Below are 13,259 nucleotides of genomic sequence, written 5' to 3' on the forward strand. Positions count from 1 at the left end.
GGGAACCGTTCCCTCGATCGTGGCACACAGGGGCCCCTCACGCGGGCGTGAACCGGACCGTCGCCCGGGCCGGGTCGGCCTCCGTCAGGCGGACGCGGAGGTGTTCGCCGAGGGGGAGGTGGTCGCCGCCGTCGACGCGGCCGATGACGGCCGGGTCGGTGAGCTGGACCGTGCCGGTGGTGGGGCGGCGGTCGTCGACGTCGATGACGCAGGCGTCGAACGTCTCGCCGATCCGGGGGGCGAGGACCGCCGCCTCGACGACGTTCACGCTCTCCCGTTCCACGGCGCTCGCGCGGCGCGCGCCGGCCGTCATCTCGGCGGGCAGTGCGTCGAGGGCGGCGAGCACCCAGTCGGGCGGGGCGTCCCCGGACACCGCGGCGAGGCAGAGTTCGCTGGTGTAGCGGTCGGCGAGGCGGCGCAGGGGGGCGGTGCAGTGGGTGTAGGGGGCGGCCACGGCGGAGTGGGTGGTGAGAGGAGGGAGGGCGCCGTCGCGGAAGACGGTGTAGCCGGCGCCGCGCAGCAGGGTGGTGCACTCCAGGAGGAAGGCGGCGTGGTGGGGGCGGTGCGGGTCGAGGGAGCGGACCAGGCCGGCGTAGGAGACGTGGTGCGGCCAGTCGATGCGCAGGGCGTGCGCGGTGCGGCGCAGGCGGCCCACGGCGCCGTCGGGGGCGGCGGGCAGGGTGCGCAGGACGCCGGTGCCGTGGGCGAGCATGAGGTCGGCCGCCGCCATGCCGGTGAGGAGGGAGATCTGGGCGTTCCAGCCGTCCGCGGGGAGGGGGGCGCGGTACTCCAGTGCGTAGCCGCCGTCGCGCGGGACGATCTCCTGTTCGGGGACGTTGAGGGAGATTCCGCCGCGTTCGGTCTCCAGGCGTTCGCGGAGCAGGCCGATCGTCTTCAGCAGGGCGACCGGTTCCTCCGCCCGGCCCTCGTCGACCTGCCGCTGGACCCAGGCGTAGTCGAGTCTGGCGCGGCTGCGGACGAGGGCGCGGCGGACGTCGACGGCGAGGGTGCGGCCGTCGGCGTCGAGGTCGATCGTCCACAGCGCGGCGGGCCGGGGGCCGTCGGGGAGCAGGCTGGCGGCGGCCTCGCCTAGGGCGGGCGGGTGCAGGGGGACGCGCGCGTCGGGGAAGTAGAGGGTCATGACCCGGCGGTGGGTCTCCGCGTCGAGCCGTCCGCCGGGGGTGACGAAGGCGGCGACGTCGGCGATGGCGTACCGGACGCGGTAGCCGGTGCCCTGCCGCGACAGGTGCATGGCCTGGTCGAGGTCGGTGGAGGCGGGTGGGTCGATGGTGAACAGGGGGATGCCGGTGGCGTCGTACGACGGCATCCTCGGCGCCCGGGCCGCCCGTTCGGCCTCCGCGAGGACCTCGGGCGGGAAGGCGTCGGGGACGCCGAGCTCGGTGCGCAGTGCGCCGAGGGCGGCGTGCAGCGGGTCTCCGGGGGCGCCGGTCGCGCGCAGGGGGCGGCGGGGCATACAGCGAGCGTAGGCCGGGGGGTGCCGGGCGGCACGCCGTACGCTGGCGGGAGTGCAACAGAAGGAGTGAACGTGCTGGTCCTGCTGCCGCCCTCGGAGGGAAAGGCCTCCTCCGGCCGGGGCGCCCCGCTGAAGCTGGAGTCGCTGTCGCTGCCCGCCCTGACGGAGGCCCGCGAGACGGTGCTCGGCGAGCTGGTCGAGCTGTGCGCGGGCGACGAGGACAAGGCGCGCGAGGTGCTGGGGCTGAGCGAGGGCCTGCGCGGCGAGGTCGCGAAGAACGCGGAACTGCGGACGGCCGGGGCGCGGCCGGCCGGGGAGATCTACACGGGGGTGCTGTACGACGCCCTGGACCTGGCCACCCTGGACCCGGCCGCGCGGCGGCGGGCCGCGCGGTCGCTGCTGGTGTTCTCCGGGCTGTGGGGCGCGGTCCGGGTGACGGACCGGATCCCGTCGTACCGCTGCTCCATGGGCGTGAGGCTGCCGGGGCTGGGCGCGCTGGGCGCGTTCTGGCGTGCGCCGATGGCCGCGGCCCTGCCGGAGGCGGCCGGGGACGGACTGGTGCTGGACCTGCGGTCGGCGGCGTACGCGACGGCGTGGAAGCCGAAGGGTGAGGTGGCCGGGCGGACGGCGACGGTGCGGGTGCTGCACGCGCCGACCCGGAAGGTCGTCAGCCACTTCAACAAGGCGACGAAGGGGCGGATCGTGCGGAGCCTGCTGTCCGCGGGGACGGCGCCGTCGGGGCCCGCCGAGCTGGTCGAGGCGCTGCGGGAGCTGGGGTACGAGGTGGAGGCGCAGGCGCCGGCCAAGGCGGGGCAGGCGTGGGTCATGGACGTGCTGGTGGAGGAGATCCACTGAACCTTCGAGGCTCGTTGCAGCATGCGCAATGAGCTTTGCGGAGGATGCTTCGGGACCGGCAGGATGAGGGCATGGTCATGCCCTCCCTTCCGTCTGTCCTGGATCTCGCGCCCGTCGTCCCCGTCGTGGTCCTCGCCGACCCGGCCGACGCCGTGCCGCTCGCCCGTGCCCTGGTCGCCGGCGGGCTGCCGGCGATCGAGGTGACCCTGCGGACGCCCGGCGCCCTGGAGGCCGTCCGGGCGATCACCGCGCAGGTGCCGGAGGCGGTGGTGGGGGCGGGAACCGTGATCACCCCGGGGCAGGTGACCGAGTCCGTGGCGGCGGGGGCCCGGTTCCTCGTCAGCCCCGGGTGGACCGACGCCCTGCTGGAGTCGATGCTCGGCTCCGGAGTGCCCTTCCTGCCGGGGGTGTCGACCACCTCGGAGGTGGTGGCACTGCTGGAGCGCGGGGTGCGGGAGATGAAGTTCTTCCCGGCCGAGGCGGCGGGCGGCACCGCCTACCTGCGCTCGCTGTCCGGACCGTTGCCGCAGGCCCGCTTCTGCCCCACGGGCGGCATCGGCCCCGCCTCCGCGCCCCGCTACCTCGCGCTGCCCAACGTCGGGTGCGTCGGCGGGAGCTGGATGCTGCCCCCGGAGGCGGTCGTGGCGCGGGACTGGACCCGGATCGAGCGGCTGGCCCGCGAGGCGGCCGCGCTGGGTGGGGGTGCGGATGGTGGGGGTGCGGCCGGTGGGGGTGCGCCCGGTGGGGCTGCGCCCGGTGGCCGTACGACCCGTGCGGGCGTGGGCAGTGACGGTGCGGCCGGTGAGGGCGCGGACGGCGGCCGTACGACCGGTGGGAATGCGGGCGGTGAGGGTGCGTCCGGGCAGGGACCGTCCGGTGGGGGCGCGGACGATGGCCGTACGTCCCGTGCGGGCGCGGACGGTGGCGGTGCGGCCGGTGAGGGACCGTTCAGCGCAGGTGCGCGGTGTCGTTGAGCAGGCGGACGCTGGCGTTGCCGTCGGCGTAGTACGCCACCACCGACAAGGACGCCGCGGACAGCTCCATGCGGAACAGGGACTCCGCGGGGGCGTTCAGCGCGAGCCGGACCAGGGTCTTGATCGGCGTGACATGGGTGACCAGCAGCACCGTGCGGCCCGCGTACGCCTCGATCAGCCTGTCGCGGGCGGCGGCGATCCGGACGGCGGTCGCCGCGAAGCTCTCGCCGCCGCCGGTCGGCTCGGCGTCCGGGGAGGCCAGCCAGGCGGCCAGGTCCTCCGGGTGGCGCTCGTGCACCTCGGCGAAGGTGAGGCCCTCCCAGGCGCCGAAGTCCGTCTCGCGCAGCCCGTCGTCGATCCCGACCTCCAGGCCGAGGCGGGCGGCGACGATCCCGGCGGTCTCCCGGGTGCGTGCCAGCGGGGACGACACGATCGCCTGGATCGTGCCCCGCCGGGCCAGCGCCGCGGCGACCCGCTCGGCCTGCTCGCGGCCGGTGCCGGAGAGCGACGGGTCACTGCCGCCGCTGCCCGAGAAGCGCTTCTGCGGAGTCAGCGGCGTCTCACCGTGCCGCAGCAGTACGAAGGTGGCGGGCGCGCCGAGGTCGGGGGCGGAGCCCCAGCCGACCGAGGGGGTGGGGGCCGTGGTCGCGGCGGTGGGTGCCGTGGCGGAGGCGGCGACGGTGCGGGCGGCGCGGTGGTCGGCCTCGGCTGTGCCGGCGTCCTCGGCGGGAGTCGCGGTGGCGGGCACCCCGGCGGCCGGGTCCGTGGCGGACGCGGCGGTTCCGGCGCCCGGTCCGGCGACGGGTGCGGCGGCCGAAGCGGCAGCGGGCCCGGCGGCCGCGGCGGCCGGTTCCGGGGCGGTCCCGGGGGTGGTCCCCGTGGCGGGCGGGGCGCCGGCGGCTCCCCGGTCCATCGCCTCGTTCGCCAGGCGGTCCGCGTGCTTGTTCCGCTCGCGCGGGATCCACTCGTAGGTCACCTGCCCGGGCGGGAAGACCCGGGACGCCTCCATGGCGAGCGGCTTCATGCCGGGGTGCTTGATCTTCCAGCGGCCGGACATCTGCTCGACGACCAGCTTGGAGTCCATCCGTACGTGCACCCGCGCGGTCGGGTCGAGTTCGCGGGCGGCGCGCAGGCCGGCGAGCAGCCCCCGGTACTCGGCGACGTTGTTCGTCACCGTGCCCAGGAACTCCGCCGCCTCCGCCAGCGTCTCCCCCGTCGCCGCGTCGATGACGACGGCCCCGTAGCCCGCGGGCCCCGGGTTGCCCCGCGACCCGCCGTCGGCCTCGACGATGAACTCCCGCACCGCGAGGACCCCTACAGCCCGGACTCGGCCGTGCGCACCAGGATGCGGCGGCAGTTCTCGCAGCGCACCACGGTGTCCGGGGCGGCCTTGCGGATCTCGTTCAGCTCGGTGATGGCCAGCTCCTGGCGGCAGCCCTGGCAGGTGCGCGCGTACAGCTTGGCCGCGCCGATGCCGCCCTGCTGCTCGCGCAGCTTCTCGTAGAGCTTCAGCAGGTCGGCGGGGACGGACCCGGCGACGACCTCGCGCTCCTTGGTGACCGTGGCCGCCTCGCCGTCGATAGCCTCGAACGCGGCGTCCCGGCGCCCGGTGGCGTCGTCGATCTTCGCCTGCACTGAGGAGACCCGCTCGGTCAGTTCCGCGACCCGCGCCTGCGCGGACTCACGGCGCTCCATGACCTCCAGGACGATGTCCTCCAGGTCGCCCTGGCGCTTGGCGAGCGAGACGATCTCGCGCTGGAGGTTCTCGAGGTCCTTTGGCGAGCTGACCGCGCCGGAGTCCAGCCGCTTCTGGTCGCGGGCGGCGCGCTGGCGCACCTGGTCGACGTCCTGCTCGGCCTTGGTCTGCTCGCGGGCGCAGTCGCTCTCCTCGGTCTGCGCGGCCACCAGCAGGTCGCGCAGCTGCGTGAGGTCCTTGTTCAGCGACTCGATCTCGGCGTGCTCGGGCAGCGACCGGCGCTTGTGGGCGAGCTGCTGGAGGCGCACGTCGAGCGCCTGGACGTCGAGGAGTCGGATCTGGTCGGCGGGCGCGGCGTTCAGTTGGGGGCTCCCATTGCGCTAGAGGTCGGGGTGGACGCCGCGTGGGCGGTCCAGGGGTCGGTGACCGTCTTGGAGACATGGACCCGAAGGCCCCAGCCGTTGCGGTCGGAGATCTCGTCGAGCTGGCTCGCGGCCAGCTCGCACCAGGGCCACTCGGTGGCCCAGTGCGCCGCGTCGAGCAGCGCGAGAGGACTGTGGGCCACGGCTTCCGACGCCGGGTGGTGGCGCAGGTCCGCGGTGAGGAAGGCGTCCACGCCGGCCGCGCGGACGTGGCCGAAGAGGCTGTCGCCGGAGCCTCCGCTGACGGCGACCGTGCGGACGGTCGCCCCGGGGTCGCCGGCCACGCGGATGCCCTGCGCGGTGGCGGGCAGGCGCGCGGCGGCGCGCGCGGCGAGTTCGCGGACGGTCAGCGGGTGGTCGAGTTCGCAGATCCGGCCGAGGCCGCGGCGGCCCTCGGGGTCGGTGGGGTCGGGCACCAGGGGCCCTACGACGCGCAGGTCCAGCGCGCCCGCGAGGGCGTCGGAGACGCCGGGGTCGGCGGTGTCGGCGTTGGTGTGGGCGACGTGCAGCGCGATGTCGTTCTTGATCAGGGTGTGCACGACCCGGCCCTTGAAGGTGGAGGCGGCGACCGTCGTCGTGCCGCGCAGGTAGAGCGGGTGGTGGGTGACCAGCAGGTCGGCTCCGAGCTGTACGGCCTCGTCGACGATCTCCTGGACGGGGTCGACGGCGAACAGGACCCGGGTGACCTCCTGGCCGGGGTCGCCCACGACCGTTCCGACCGCGTCCCAGGACTCGGCCCGTTCGGCGGGCCACAGGTTCTCCAGCGCGGTGATGACTTCAGACAGACGGGGCACGGACACAGGCTACCTGCCTGCTCCGCGGGCCTGAACCGGTGCGTCGTGGCACCGCCGCCCGGCCGCGGCCGGTACGGTGCGGCACACCGACCGGCGTCGCGGCGAGCGCACCCGGCCCGTCGCCCCGTGCGGCACACGGGCCCCCGCGGGCTCGCCGGCCCGCGGAGCACACGCGTCCCCGTTCCCTCAGGCGAACCGCCGGGGGGACACCCTTATGTGTGAAGCGACGGTCGGCCGCTCCTCCGTCTGTGCGTACGAAAACTAGCTTCGTCGCCGGAGGTGACCGAATGATGACGGCCTGTGTGATCGAGCCCGCGGCGGGAGACCGGGGCGGCGACGGGGACGGCTTCCCCCCGCGGCCGGGCTGTGTGATCACGGTGGACGGCGGTTACGCCGCGCGTCTCACCCGCAGCGGCGACTCCTGGTTCCCGGAGCGCTGGACCCTGGACGGACCCGAGCCGTACGCCGTTCCGCTGCCGGGGAACCAGCCGGAGGAGCCCGGTACCGAGGTGCAGCCGATGGGCGACGGGCGGGTCCTCATCCGCCGCCACGCCGCCGGACGGCACGCCTTCTCGCTGCTCTACCCGGCCGGCCCCGGCACCGGCGAGCTACCGCTGGGCGCGGTGGAGTGCGGGGGCGCCGCGCTGCGGCTGCTGCCGCCCGCACCGGGCGGCGACCGCGCGTACGCCCTCGCCGCAGGACCGCGCTCCAGCGCGGTGTGGCTCGTCGCCGGCGGCGCGTTCGGGCCCGAGCACGTGGCGGAGGTGCCGGGGCGCTGCTCGGGCGGGGTGTGGCTGGACCGGTCCGGGCGGATGCTCGCGCTCGACCGGGAGCTGGACGGTCGTACCAAGTCCGTGGTGGTCGACCTGGAACGCGGCGGCGAGGTGTCACCGCTGCTGCAGATCGCCGCCGACAGCGACGACCGGCTGCTGCTCGCCGATCCCGACAGCGGGCTGCTGCTGATCCGCTCCGACGCCCCCTCGCCCGGTCACGCCCGCCTCGGCTGGGGGGTGCTCGGCAGCACGCTGCCGGTGCGGTTCCCGGAGTGCCTGCGCGGGCCGGCGGATCGCGCGGTGACGCCGTTCGCGATCCAGCCGGGGCAGGTACTGACGCCGGAGAGCTGCGGGGTGGCCCTGCGGATCGACGGTCCGGCGGGGAGCTGGATCGGGGTGTGGCGGCCGGCCGAACGGCAGGTCCACCATCTTCCGGCGCCGCCGGGCTGGCTGGCGGGGACCGGGCTGTGGACCCCGGGCGGCGTGCTGCGGCTGCCGTACGCCACGCGGGGCACCCCGTGCGGCGTGGCGGAGGTGACACCGCCCGCACCCGCCGTGGGGGCGGACGGCGCCGGGAGTGCGAGGGCACCGCGGGCGGGAGGCGCGCGGCCCGGGGGGGACGCGCGGGGCGGCGGGGACTCGTGGCGGGCGCGGGAGGCGGGGCCCGGGGCCGCCGGGGAGACCGCCGAGGCCCGCGGAGTCATAACGCTCCTGGACGCCAGGCGGGGCACGGCGGGTGCCGGCGAGGTCGCGCCGCGGGCCATCGGGGACGCGCGTGCCGGGGGTCCGGGAGGGGACGGCGCGGGGCGCACGGCCTCGCCACCGGGGGCGCGGCCGGCGGAGCCGGACCCTCCGGGACCGGCCGCGCCACGGCCGGTGCCGTTGCAGCAAGCGCCCCTGGGAGACGGCACGTTGGAGCGACTTGTAACGAACCGGTGGCGGTCGGCGTGGCCGTCTGGATTCGGCCCGAGGTGTGCCGGTTAGACTCCCCCGGCTGTAAGAAAGATCATGTTGACGGGGTGAATCCTTCCGATGAGCGACGCCTGCACGTCCCAGCCGCTGTCCGCCGACCACGCCGCGGCGCCCGGCCACGGCAAGCACCGCGGTCCGGTCTCGGCCCACGACACCGAGTCGGCCCCCCGCGGCCGGCACCGCAAGCCGGTGGAGCAGCAGACTGAGAAAGCCGCCTGACGGTACGTCGGACGGCACGGCATCCGGCCCCGCTCGCCGCACGGCGAGCGGGGCCGCGTCGTATCCCCCGTGGCCCGGCGGCTCACGCGTACCGGACACCGGCGTCGGCGAGGACCGGCGCGTCGCCCCGCTCCACGGCGCCGACGTCCATCCGGATCTCCCCGGCGCCCCGCCACATCCGCACCCGCAGGGTCTCCCCGGGGTGGACCACCCCGGCGAACCGCGCGGTGCAGCCGCGCACCCGGGTCACGTCGCCGTCGAGCAGGGTGTCGACGACGGCCTTCAGCGTGATGCCGTAGGTGCACAGGCCGTGCAGGACGGGCCGGTCGAAGCCCGCCCGCGCGGCGAACTCGGGGTCGGCGTGCAGCGGGTTCCAGTCGCCGCAGAGCCGGTAGAGCAGCGCCTGGTCCTCCCGGACGGGCCGCTCGACGGTCCGGTCGGGGGCGCCGGCGGGCGGTTCGCGCCGGGTGGCCGGGCCCCGGTCGCCGCCCCAGCCGCCTTCGCCGCGCACGTGGATCCGGGCATGAGCGGTCCACAGCGGCCCGTCGGCGTCGGCGGCATCGGTGCGCAGCACCAGGACGGCCGCGGTGCCCTTGTCGTGGACGGCGACGATCCGCTCGCTCGTGGTCGCGGTGCCCTCGGCCGGGAGGGTGCGGTGCAGGGCCAGCGACTGTCCGGCGTGCAGGACGCGGGCGAGGTCGACGTCGACGCCGGGCATGGACAGGCCGCTGATCACCCCGGGCGGGCCGCCCCCCGCGACGGTGGCGAAGCTCGGCAGGACGTGCAGCCGGGACTCCAGCGTGTAGCGCAGTTCGGCGGGGTCGGTGGCGGGGCGGCCCGCGCCGATGCCGAGGTGGTAGAGCAGGACGTCCTTCCGGGTCCAGGAGATCTCGCCGGTCCGGGGTCCGGCGGCGAGGGCCTTGGCTGCGTCGATGGGCATGGGGCTCCTGTGCCCGGCGGGAACGGAGGGGGAAACCCGGGCGCGGCCGTCCACGCCGCCGGGCGCGCGTGGACGGCCCGCCCGGGGCGGCGCGGTCCGCCCTTCCCCGGTGCGTTGTCCTCGCGGGCGCACCACCGTTGACGATGCGTCAGTGTGCCCGCCGCGGCACGGCGCATCGGGGGCGAGTGATCCCGTCAAGATCACTGCGCGCAGAATGACCCATATGCCGACGACGCACCCACCGAAGACGACGACGTCCGACGACGTGCCCCCCATCAGCCGCTTGCTGGCCCTCGCCTTCGACGACGACCCGATGATGCGCTGGTTCTTCCCCGAGGACACCACCCGGGGGGCCGGGCTGTCCCGCTACTTCGCCACCCTCCTCACCCGCCAGTACCTGGTGCACGGCGTGTGCGAGCACACCGCCTCGGCGGCGGCCTTCTGGGTCCCGCCGGAGGGGCGGGAGAAGGCCGTGCCGGACGCCACGACCGTCCAGCAGCTCCAGGAGATCCTCGGCGAACGCGCCCCGCTGTTCCGGGACGCCGTCGAGGCCGCCGCCCAGCACGGCCCGCGGGAGGCGCACTGGTACCTCGCGGTGATCGGCGCCGACCCCGCCGCCCGGGGCCAGGGGCACGGGGCCGCCCTGCTGCGCTCGGGGCTGGCCCGGGCCGACGCGGCCGGGCTTCCTGTCTACCTGGAGTCCTCCAAGCCCTCCAACCTCCCTCTGTACGAGCACTTCGGCTTCACCGTGCTCACCGAACTGCGGCTGCCGGGCGGCGGGCCGGCCCTGTGGGCGATGCGGCGGGAGCCGCGCCCGGGGTCGGCGCAGGACCGGTAGGACGACCGGGGCGCGGGCAGGCGGGCAGGGTGCCTCGGCCCGCCCCCGGGCCGGCGCCGTGCTCAGCGCCCGGGCCGCTCGGCGAGCTTGGTCACCTCCGCCGAGGCGTACTCCGTGCCGCGGGGCGCGAGGCAGACGAACCAGTCGACCGGGGACCCCTCGGCGTGCCGGATGAACCCGGTGTCGGCAGGTGTCCCGGTGCCCTCCGGGGCTCGTCCGACCACGGTGCCGGTGCCGTCCTTCCAGGTGCAGGTGACCTCGCCGGCGGCCCTGGTGACCTGGCCGACGACCAGACGGTCCGGGCCGTCACCGTCCGGGTCCAGGGGGACGGCGGCCGTGGTGAGGTCCGAGGGCGGGTTCTGGTCAGGGGGGAAGGCGGACCACATGACCAGCGACGCCGTGCCGTCGACGACGCTGTGGACGAAGTAGTGGCTGCTGCCGACCAGCACGTAGGCGTTGCGGACCTCCTCCGGGAACTGCCCGGACTCGGCCATCCGCGTCAGCTGGGCCTGTGCCTCGGTCTCGTCGCGGGGGGCCGCCCAGACGTCGAGCACGACGGACCACTCCTTGCCCCCGTCCGTCCCCCTGGCGAGCACGGTCCGCTGCGGCGCGAACACATCAGCGGTCGCGGACTGCGAGCGGGCCGCGGGCGGAGCGACCCGGTCACCGCCCCCGTCCGGCAGTCCCGCGACCGCCAGGGTCGCCGACGAACCGCTGATCACCAGCGCCGTGGCCGCCGCCACGGCCCAGCGGCGGGCTCTGCGGCGGCGCCCGCCCCGCAGCACCGACTGGTAGGGGGCTATGCCGATCTCCACCTCGTCCGCGGCCTCGGCCAGCAGGAAGGCGATGTCCGTGTGCGACATGTCGTGCTCGGTCTCCCGGTTCGCGCTCATCACTTCCGCCCTCCCTGTGTCACCGTCTCGGCCAGCCCCGGTATGGCGCGGAGTTTCGCGATCCCCTTCGCCGCGTTGCTCTTCACCGCGCCGACGGAGCAGCCCATGGCCTCGGCGGTCTGGGTCTCCGTCAGGTCCTCCCAGTACCGCAGCACCACGGCCTCCCGCTGGCGCACGGGCAGTCCGGCGAGTGCCTTCAGCAGCGCGTTGCGGTCGTCCGCCTGGGCGATGCGGTCTCCGGTGTCCGGCTGGTCGTGCGCGAGCCCGGAGTCGTCCTTCGGTGCCAGGAACTCGCGCAGGCGTCTGCGGTGCTTGCGCGCGTGCGTGTTGATCATCACGCGCCGGACGTACGCCTCCGGTTCATCGGCCGAGCCGACCTTGCGCCAGGCCACGTAGACCCGCTCCAGGGTCGACTGGACCAGGTCCTCCGCCGCGTGCTGCTCCCCCGTGAGGAGAAATGCCGTGCGCATCAACCGCGGCCAGCGGCCGATGACGAAGGCCTGGAACTCCTCGTCCCGGGCCTGCTTCCGATCCCCCATGGGCACCTCCTAGACAAACAAAGGAGTCCATGGGCACCGCGAACCGTTGCCTCCCCGCTCCGACTTTCTCCGCCCTCCCCGTCCGTCCCCCTGCCGGGGCCGGCTCAGCGAGCGGCCCCGGCCCCCGCAGCGTCCCCGCCTTCCCCGGCACCGCCCCCGCCTTCCCCGGCACCGCCGGCGTTCCGGGCGCCCCCGGCGTGCCGAGCGCCCCCTTCCTCCCCGGCGCCCACGAGGTCCCCGCCGCCCGCAGCGCCTGCGAGGTCCCCAGCGCTCCCGGCCCCCGCGGACCTCCTGGCCTCCGCACCGCTCCCGGCCCCCGCGGTGTCCGGAGGGCCCGCGGTGCCCGCCGCCTCCTTCCCCGGCAGCCACACCGCCATCACCGCGGCTCCCGCCAGCAGCACCACCGCCGACGCCCGGAACGCCAGCGCGTACCCCTCGGTGAGCGGGACCGCCCCCGTGCTCTCCCCGGTACGGGCCGCGGCGATCGTCGACATCACCGCGAGGCCGAGGGAGCCGCCCATCACCCGGGAGGTGTTGATCATGCCGGAGACCAGTCCGGCGTCCCGCGGGTCCGCGCCCGAGGTGGCGAGCGCGGCCAGCGGTGTCGCGGTGAGGCCCGCGCCGAGCATCATCAGGATGCCGGGGAGCATGATCCCGGTGAGGTAGCCGCCGTCGGCGCGCATCGTCGACTGCCAGCCGAACCCGGCGGCGCCGGTCAGCGAGCCGAGCACGGCAACCCGCCGCGCGCCCAGCCGGCGCATCCAGCGCGGGGCCAGCTTGGAGCCGACGACGACGGCGAGCGAGCTGGGCACCAGGGCGAGACCGGCCTCCAGCGGCGAGTAGCCGAGCACGTTCTGCGCGTACAGCGTCATGAAGAACCACATGCAGAACATCGCGGAGCCGCTGAGGAACATCGCCGCGTTGGCCGACGACACCGGCCGCAGCGCGAGCAGCCTGAGCGGCATCAGCGGCGCCGTCGTGCGCGCCTCGACCAGCAGGAACAGGCCGATGAGCAGCAGCCCCGCGAAGAGCGGGACCAGTGTGGCCGACGCGGTCCAGCCCGTCGCCTCGGTCTGCGAGATGCCGTACGCGAGCGCGCCCAGCCCCGACGTGACGAGCACCGCGCCCGGCAGGTCCAGACGGCGCCGGCCCGCGGCGCGGCTCTCGGGCAGCCAGCGCAGGGCGGCGGCCAGGACGACCGCGCCGATCGGAACGTTGATCAGCAGCACCCACCGCCACGACAGCCCCTCGACGAGCAGACCGCCGATGAGCCCGCCCGCGGCGCCGCCGCCCGCGCCGACCGCCGTCCAGGTGGCGATGGCCCGCGCCCGCGCGGCGCCCTCCGGGACGGCGGAGGTGAGGAGGGTGAGCGTGGAGGGGGCGAGGACGGCCGCGCCGAGGCCCTGCGCGGCACGTGCGGCCAGCAGCTCCCAGCCCTCCTGCGCGAAGCCGCCGCCCAGGGAGGCCACCGTGAACAGCGAGAGCCCGACCAGGAACATCCGCTTGCGGCCGAACAGGTCACCCGCGCGTCCGCCCAGCAGCATGAACCCGGCGAAGGCGATCGCGTACGCGTTCACCACCCATTGCAGGCCCGGGCCGCTCAGCCCGAGGTCGGCCCGTATCGACGGCAGCGCCACATTGACGACGGACACGTCGAGCACGACCAGGAACTGTCCGGCGCAGGCGAGGGCCACGACCAGCCAGGTGGGGGGTGCGGTGCGGAGGGAGGCACGGGAGGTGGTCTCGGACGCTGGGAGCATGGTTGCCATGGTCTCAGCCGGTCCCGGCGCGGGCATCGGCACTTGGTCCCAATGGCCTCGGTCGTACGACCTCCTGGAGGTCGTACGACCGGGGCCGCGGTACTGCGGGA

The 13,259-nt window shown here is 75.6% G+C and carries 12 protein-coding genes and 1 pseudogene; 5 read left to right on the top strand and 8 right to left on the bottom strand.

What is annotated here, in order from left to right:
• Nucleotides 1–37 precede the first annotated feature (37 nt).
• Nucleotides 38–1,474, bottom strand: a complete 1,437-nt coding sequence (locus tag SGLAU_RS10365) for an RNB domain-containing ribonuclease (RefSeq protein WP_043500413.1) — start codon at nt 1,472–1,474, stop codon at nt 38–40.
• 72 nt (nt 1,475–1,546) lie between these two features.
• Between SGLAU_RS10365 and yaaA the strand changes: the two genes are divergently transcribed.
• Nucleotides 1,547–2,329, top strand: a complete 783-nt coding sequence (gene yaaA / locus SGLAU_RS10370; RefSeq protein ID WP_043500415.1) for a peroxide stress protein YaaA — start codon at nt 1,547–1,549, stop codon at nt 2,327–2,329.
• A 71-nt stretch (nt 2,330–2,400) separates the two neighbouring features.
• Nucleotides 2,401–3,033 (top strand): annotated as a pseudogene (gene eda, locus SGLAU_RS10375) (bifunctional 4-hydroxy-2-oxoglutarate aldolase/2-dehydro-3-deoxy-phosphogluconate aldolase); the annotation flags it as partial.
• 244 nt (nt 3,034–3,277) lie between these two features.
• Here the strand turns inward: eda and SGLAU_RS10380 are convergent.
• Genes SGLAU_RS10380 through SGLAU_RS10390 form a run of 3 tightly spaced genes read right to left on the bottom strand, consistent with a single transcriptional unit; the run spans nt 3,278 to nt 6,215 of the window.
• Nucleotides 3,278–4,606 (bottom strand): bifunctional RNase H/acid phosphatase, encoded by a 1,329-nt coding sequence (locus tag SGLAU_RS10380; protein WP_043500417.1) that lies wholly within the window; start codon nt 4,604–4,606, stop codon nt 3,278–3,280.
• An 11-nt stretch (nt 4,607–4,617) separates the two neighbouring features.
• Nucleotides 4,618–5,361, bottom strand: a complete 744-nt coding sequence (locus SGLAU_RS10385) for a zinc ribbon domain-containing protein (RefSeq protein ID WP_043500418.1) — start codon at nt 5,359–5,361, stop codon at nt 4,618–4,620.
• On the bottom strand, nt 5,358–6,215 hold the full coding sequence (locus SGLAU_RS10390) for a Nif3-like dinuclear metal center hexameric protein (protein WP_043506466.1): 858 nt from the start codon (nt 6,213–6,215) through the stop codon (nt 5,358–5,360). The genes SGLAU_RS10385 and SGLAU_RS10390 overlap by 4 nt, the downstream gene beginning before the upstream one ends.
• Before the next feature lie 290 nt (nt 6,216–6,505).
• Between SGLAU_RS10390 and SGLAU_RS10395 the strand changes: the two genes are divergently transcribed.
• Both SGLAU_RS10395 and SGLAU_RS35630 read left to right on the top strand, forming a co-directional pair.
• The gene (locus SGLAU_RS10395; protein ID WP_052414075.1) at nt 6,506–7,972 is read left to right on the top strand and encodes a hypothetical protein; all 1,467 of its coding nucleotides are present in this window, start codon (nt 6,506–6,508) and stop codon (nt 7,970–7,972) included.
• A 48-nt stretch (nt 7,973–8,020) separates the two neighbouring features.
• The gene (locus tag SGLAU_RS35630; RefSeq protein ID WP_099052793.1) at nt 8,021–8,179 is read left to right on the top strand and encodes a hypothetical protein; all 159 of its coding nucleotides are present in this window, start codon (nt 8,021–8,023) and stop codon (nt 8,177–8,179) included.
• Nucleotides 8,180–8,261: 82 nt separating this feature from the next.
• On the opposite strand, the gene SGLAU_RS10400 is transcribed toward SGLAU_RS35630, so the two are convergent.
• Nucleotides 8,262–9,119: a MaoC/PaaZ C-terminal domain-containing protein gene (locus tag SGLAU_RS10400; protein WP_043500420.1), complete on the bottom strand. Its 858-nt coding sequence runs from the start codon at nt 9,117–9,119 to the stop codon at nt 8,262–8,264.
• Nucleotides 9,120–9,333: 214 nt separating this feature from the next.
• On the opposite strand from SGLAU_RS10400, the gene SGLAU_RS10405 reads away from it, so the two are divergent.
• Nucleotides 9,334–9,957, top strand: coding sequence for a GNAT family N-acetyltransferase (locus tag SGLAU_RS10405; RefSeq protein ID WP_043500422.1), 624 nt, complete (start codon nt 9,334–9,336; stop codon nt 9,955–9,957).
• Nucleotides 9,958–10,019: 62 nt separating this feature from the next.
• Here the strand turns inward: SGLAU_RS10405 and SGLAU_RS10410 are convergent, their stop codons facing one another.
• The 3 genes from SGLAU_RS10410 to SGLAU_RS10420 form a co-directional block, all read right to left on the bottom strand.
• The gene (locus tag SGLAU_RS10410; protein WP_208868903.1) at nt 10,020–10,850 is read right to left on the bottom strand and encodes a hypothetical protein; all 831 of its coding nucleotides are present in this window, start codon (nt 10,848–10,850) and stop codon (nt 10,020–10,022) included.
• Nucleotides 10,850–11,389 (bottom strand): SigE family RNA polymerase sigma factor, encoded by a 540-nt coding sequence (locus SGLAU_RS10415; RefSeq protein WP_043500425.1) that lies wholly within the window; start codon nt 11,387–11,389, stop codon nt 10,850–10,852. The genes SGLAU_RS10410 and SGLAU_RS10415 overlap by 1 nt, the downstream gene beginning before the upstream one ends.
• A gap of 104 nt (nt 11,390–11,493) precedes the next feature.
• Nucleotides 11,494–13,158 (bottom strand): MFS transporter, encoded by a 1,665-nt coding sequence (locus tag SGLAU_RS10420; protein WP_078957665.1) that lies wholly within the window; start codon nt 13,156–13,158, stop codon nt 11,494–11,496.
• Nucleotides 13,159–13,259: the final 101 nt, after the last annotated feature.

The organism is Streptomyces glaucescens, assembly GCF_000761215.1.
Classification (GTDB): Bacteria; Actinomycetota; Actinomycetes; order Streptomycetales; family Streptomycetaceae; genus Streptomyces; species Streptomyces glaucescens_B.

Bases quoted from the DNA above. Each gene is read 5' to 3' on its own strand.
- SGLAU_RS10365 (WP_043500413.1), bottom strand. From the start codon at position 1,474: ATGCCCCGCCGCCCCCTGCGCGCGACCGGCGCCCCCGGAGACCCGCTG.
- SGLAU_RS10395 (WP_052414075.1), top strand. From the start codon at position 6,506: ATGACGGCCTGTGTGATCGAGCCCGCGGCGGGAGACCGGGGCGGCGAC.
- SGLAU_RS35630 (WP_099052793.1), top strand. From the start codon at position 8,021: ATGAGCGACGCCTGCACGTCCCAGCCGCTGTCCGCCGACCACGCCGCG.
- SGLAU_RS10400 (WP_043500420.1), bottom strand. From the start codon at position 9,119: ATGCCCATCGACGCAGCCAAGGCCCTCGCCGCCGGACCCCGGACCGGC.
- SGLAU_RS10405 (WP_043500422.1), top strand. From the start codon at position 9,334: ATGACCCATATGCCGACGACGCACCCACCGAAGACGACGACGTCCGAC.
- SGLAU_RS10410 (WP_208868903.1), bottom strand. From the start codon at position 10,850: ATGAGCGCGAACCGGGAGACCGAGCACGACATGTCGCACACGGACATC.
- SGLAU_RS10415 (WP_043500425.1), bottom strand. From the start codon at position 11,389: ATGGGGGATCGGAAGCAGGCCCGGGACGAGGAGTTCCAGGCCTTCGTC.
- SGLAU_RS10420 (WP_078957665.1), bottom strand. From the start codon at position 13,158: ATGGCAACCATGCTCCCAGCGTCCGAGACCACCTCCCGTGCCTCCCTC.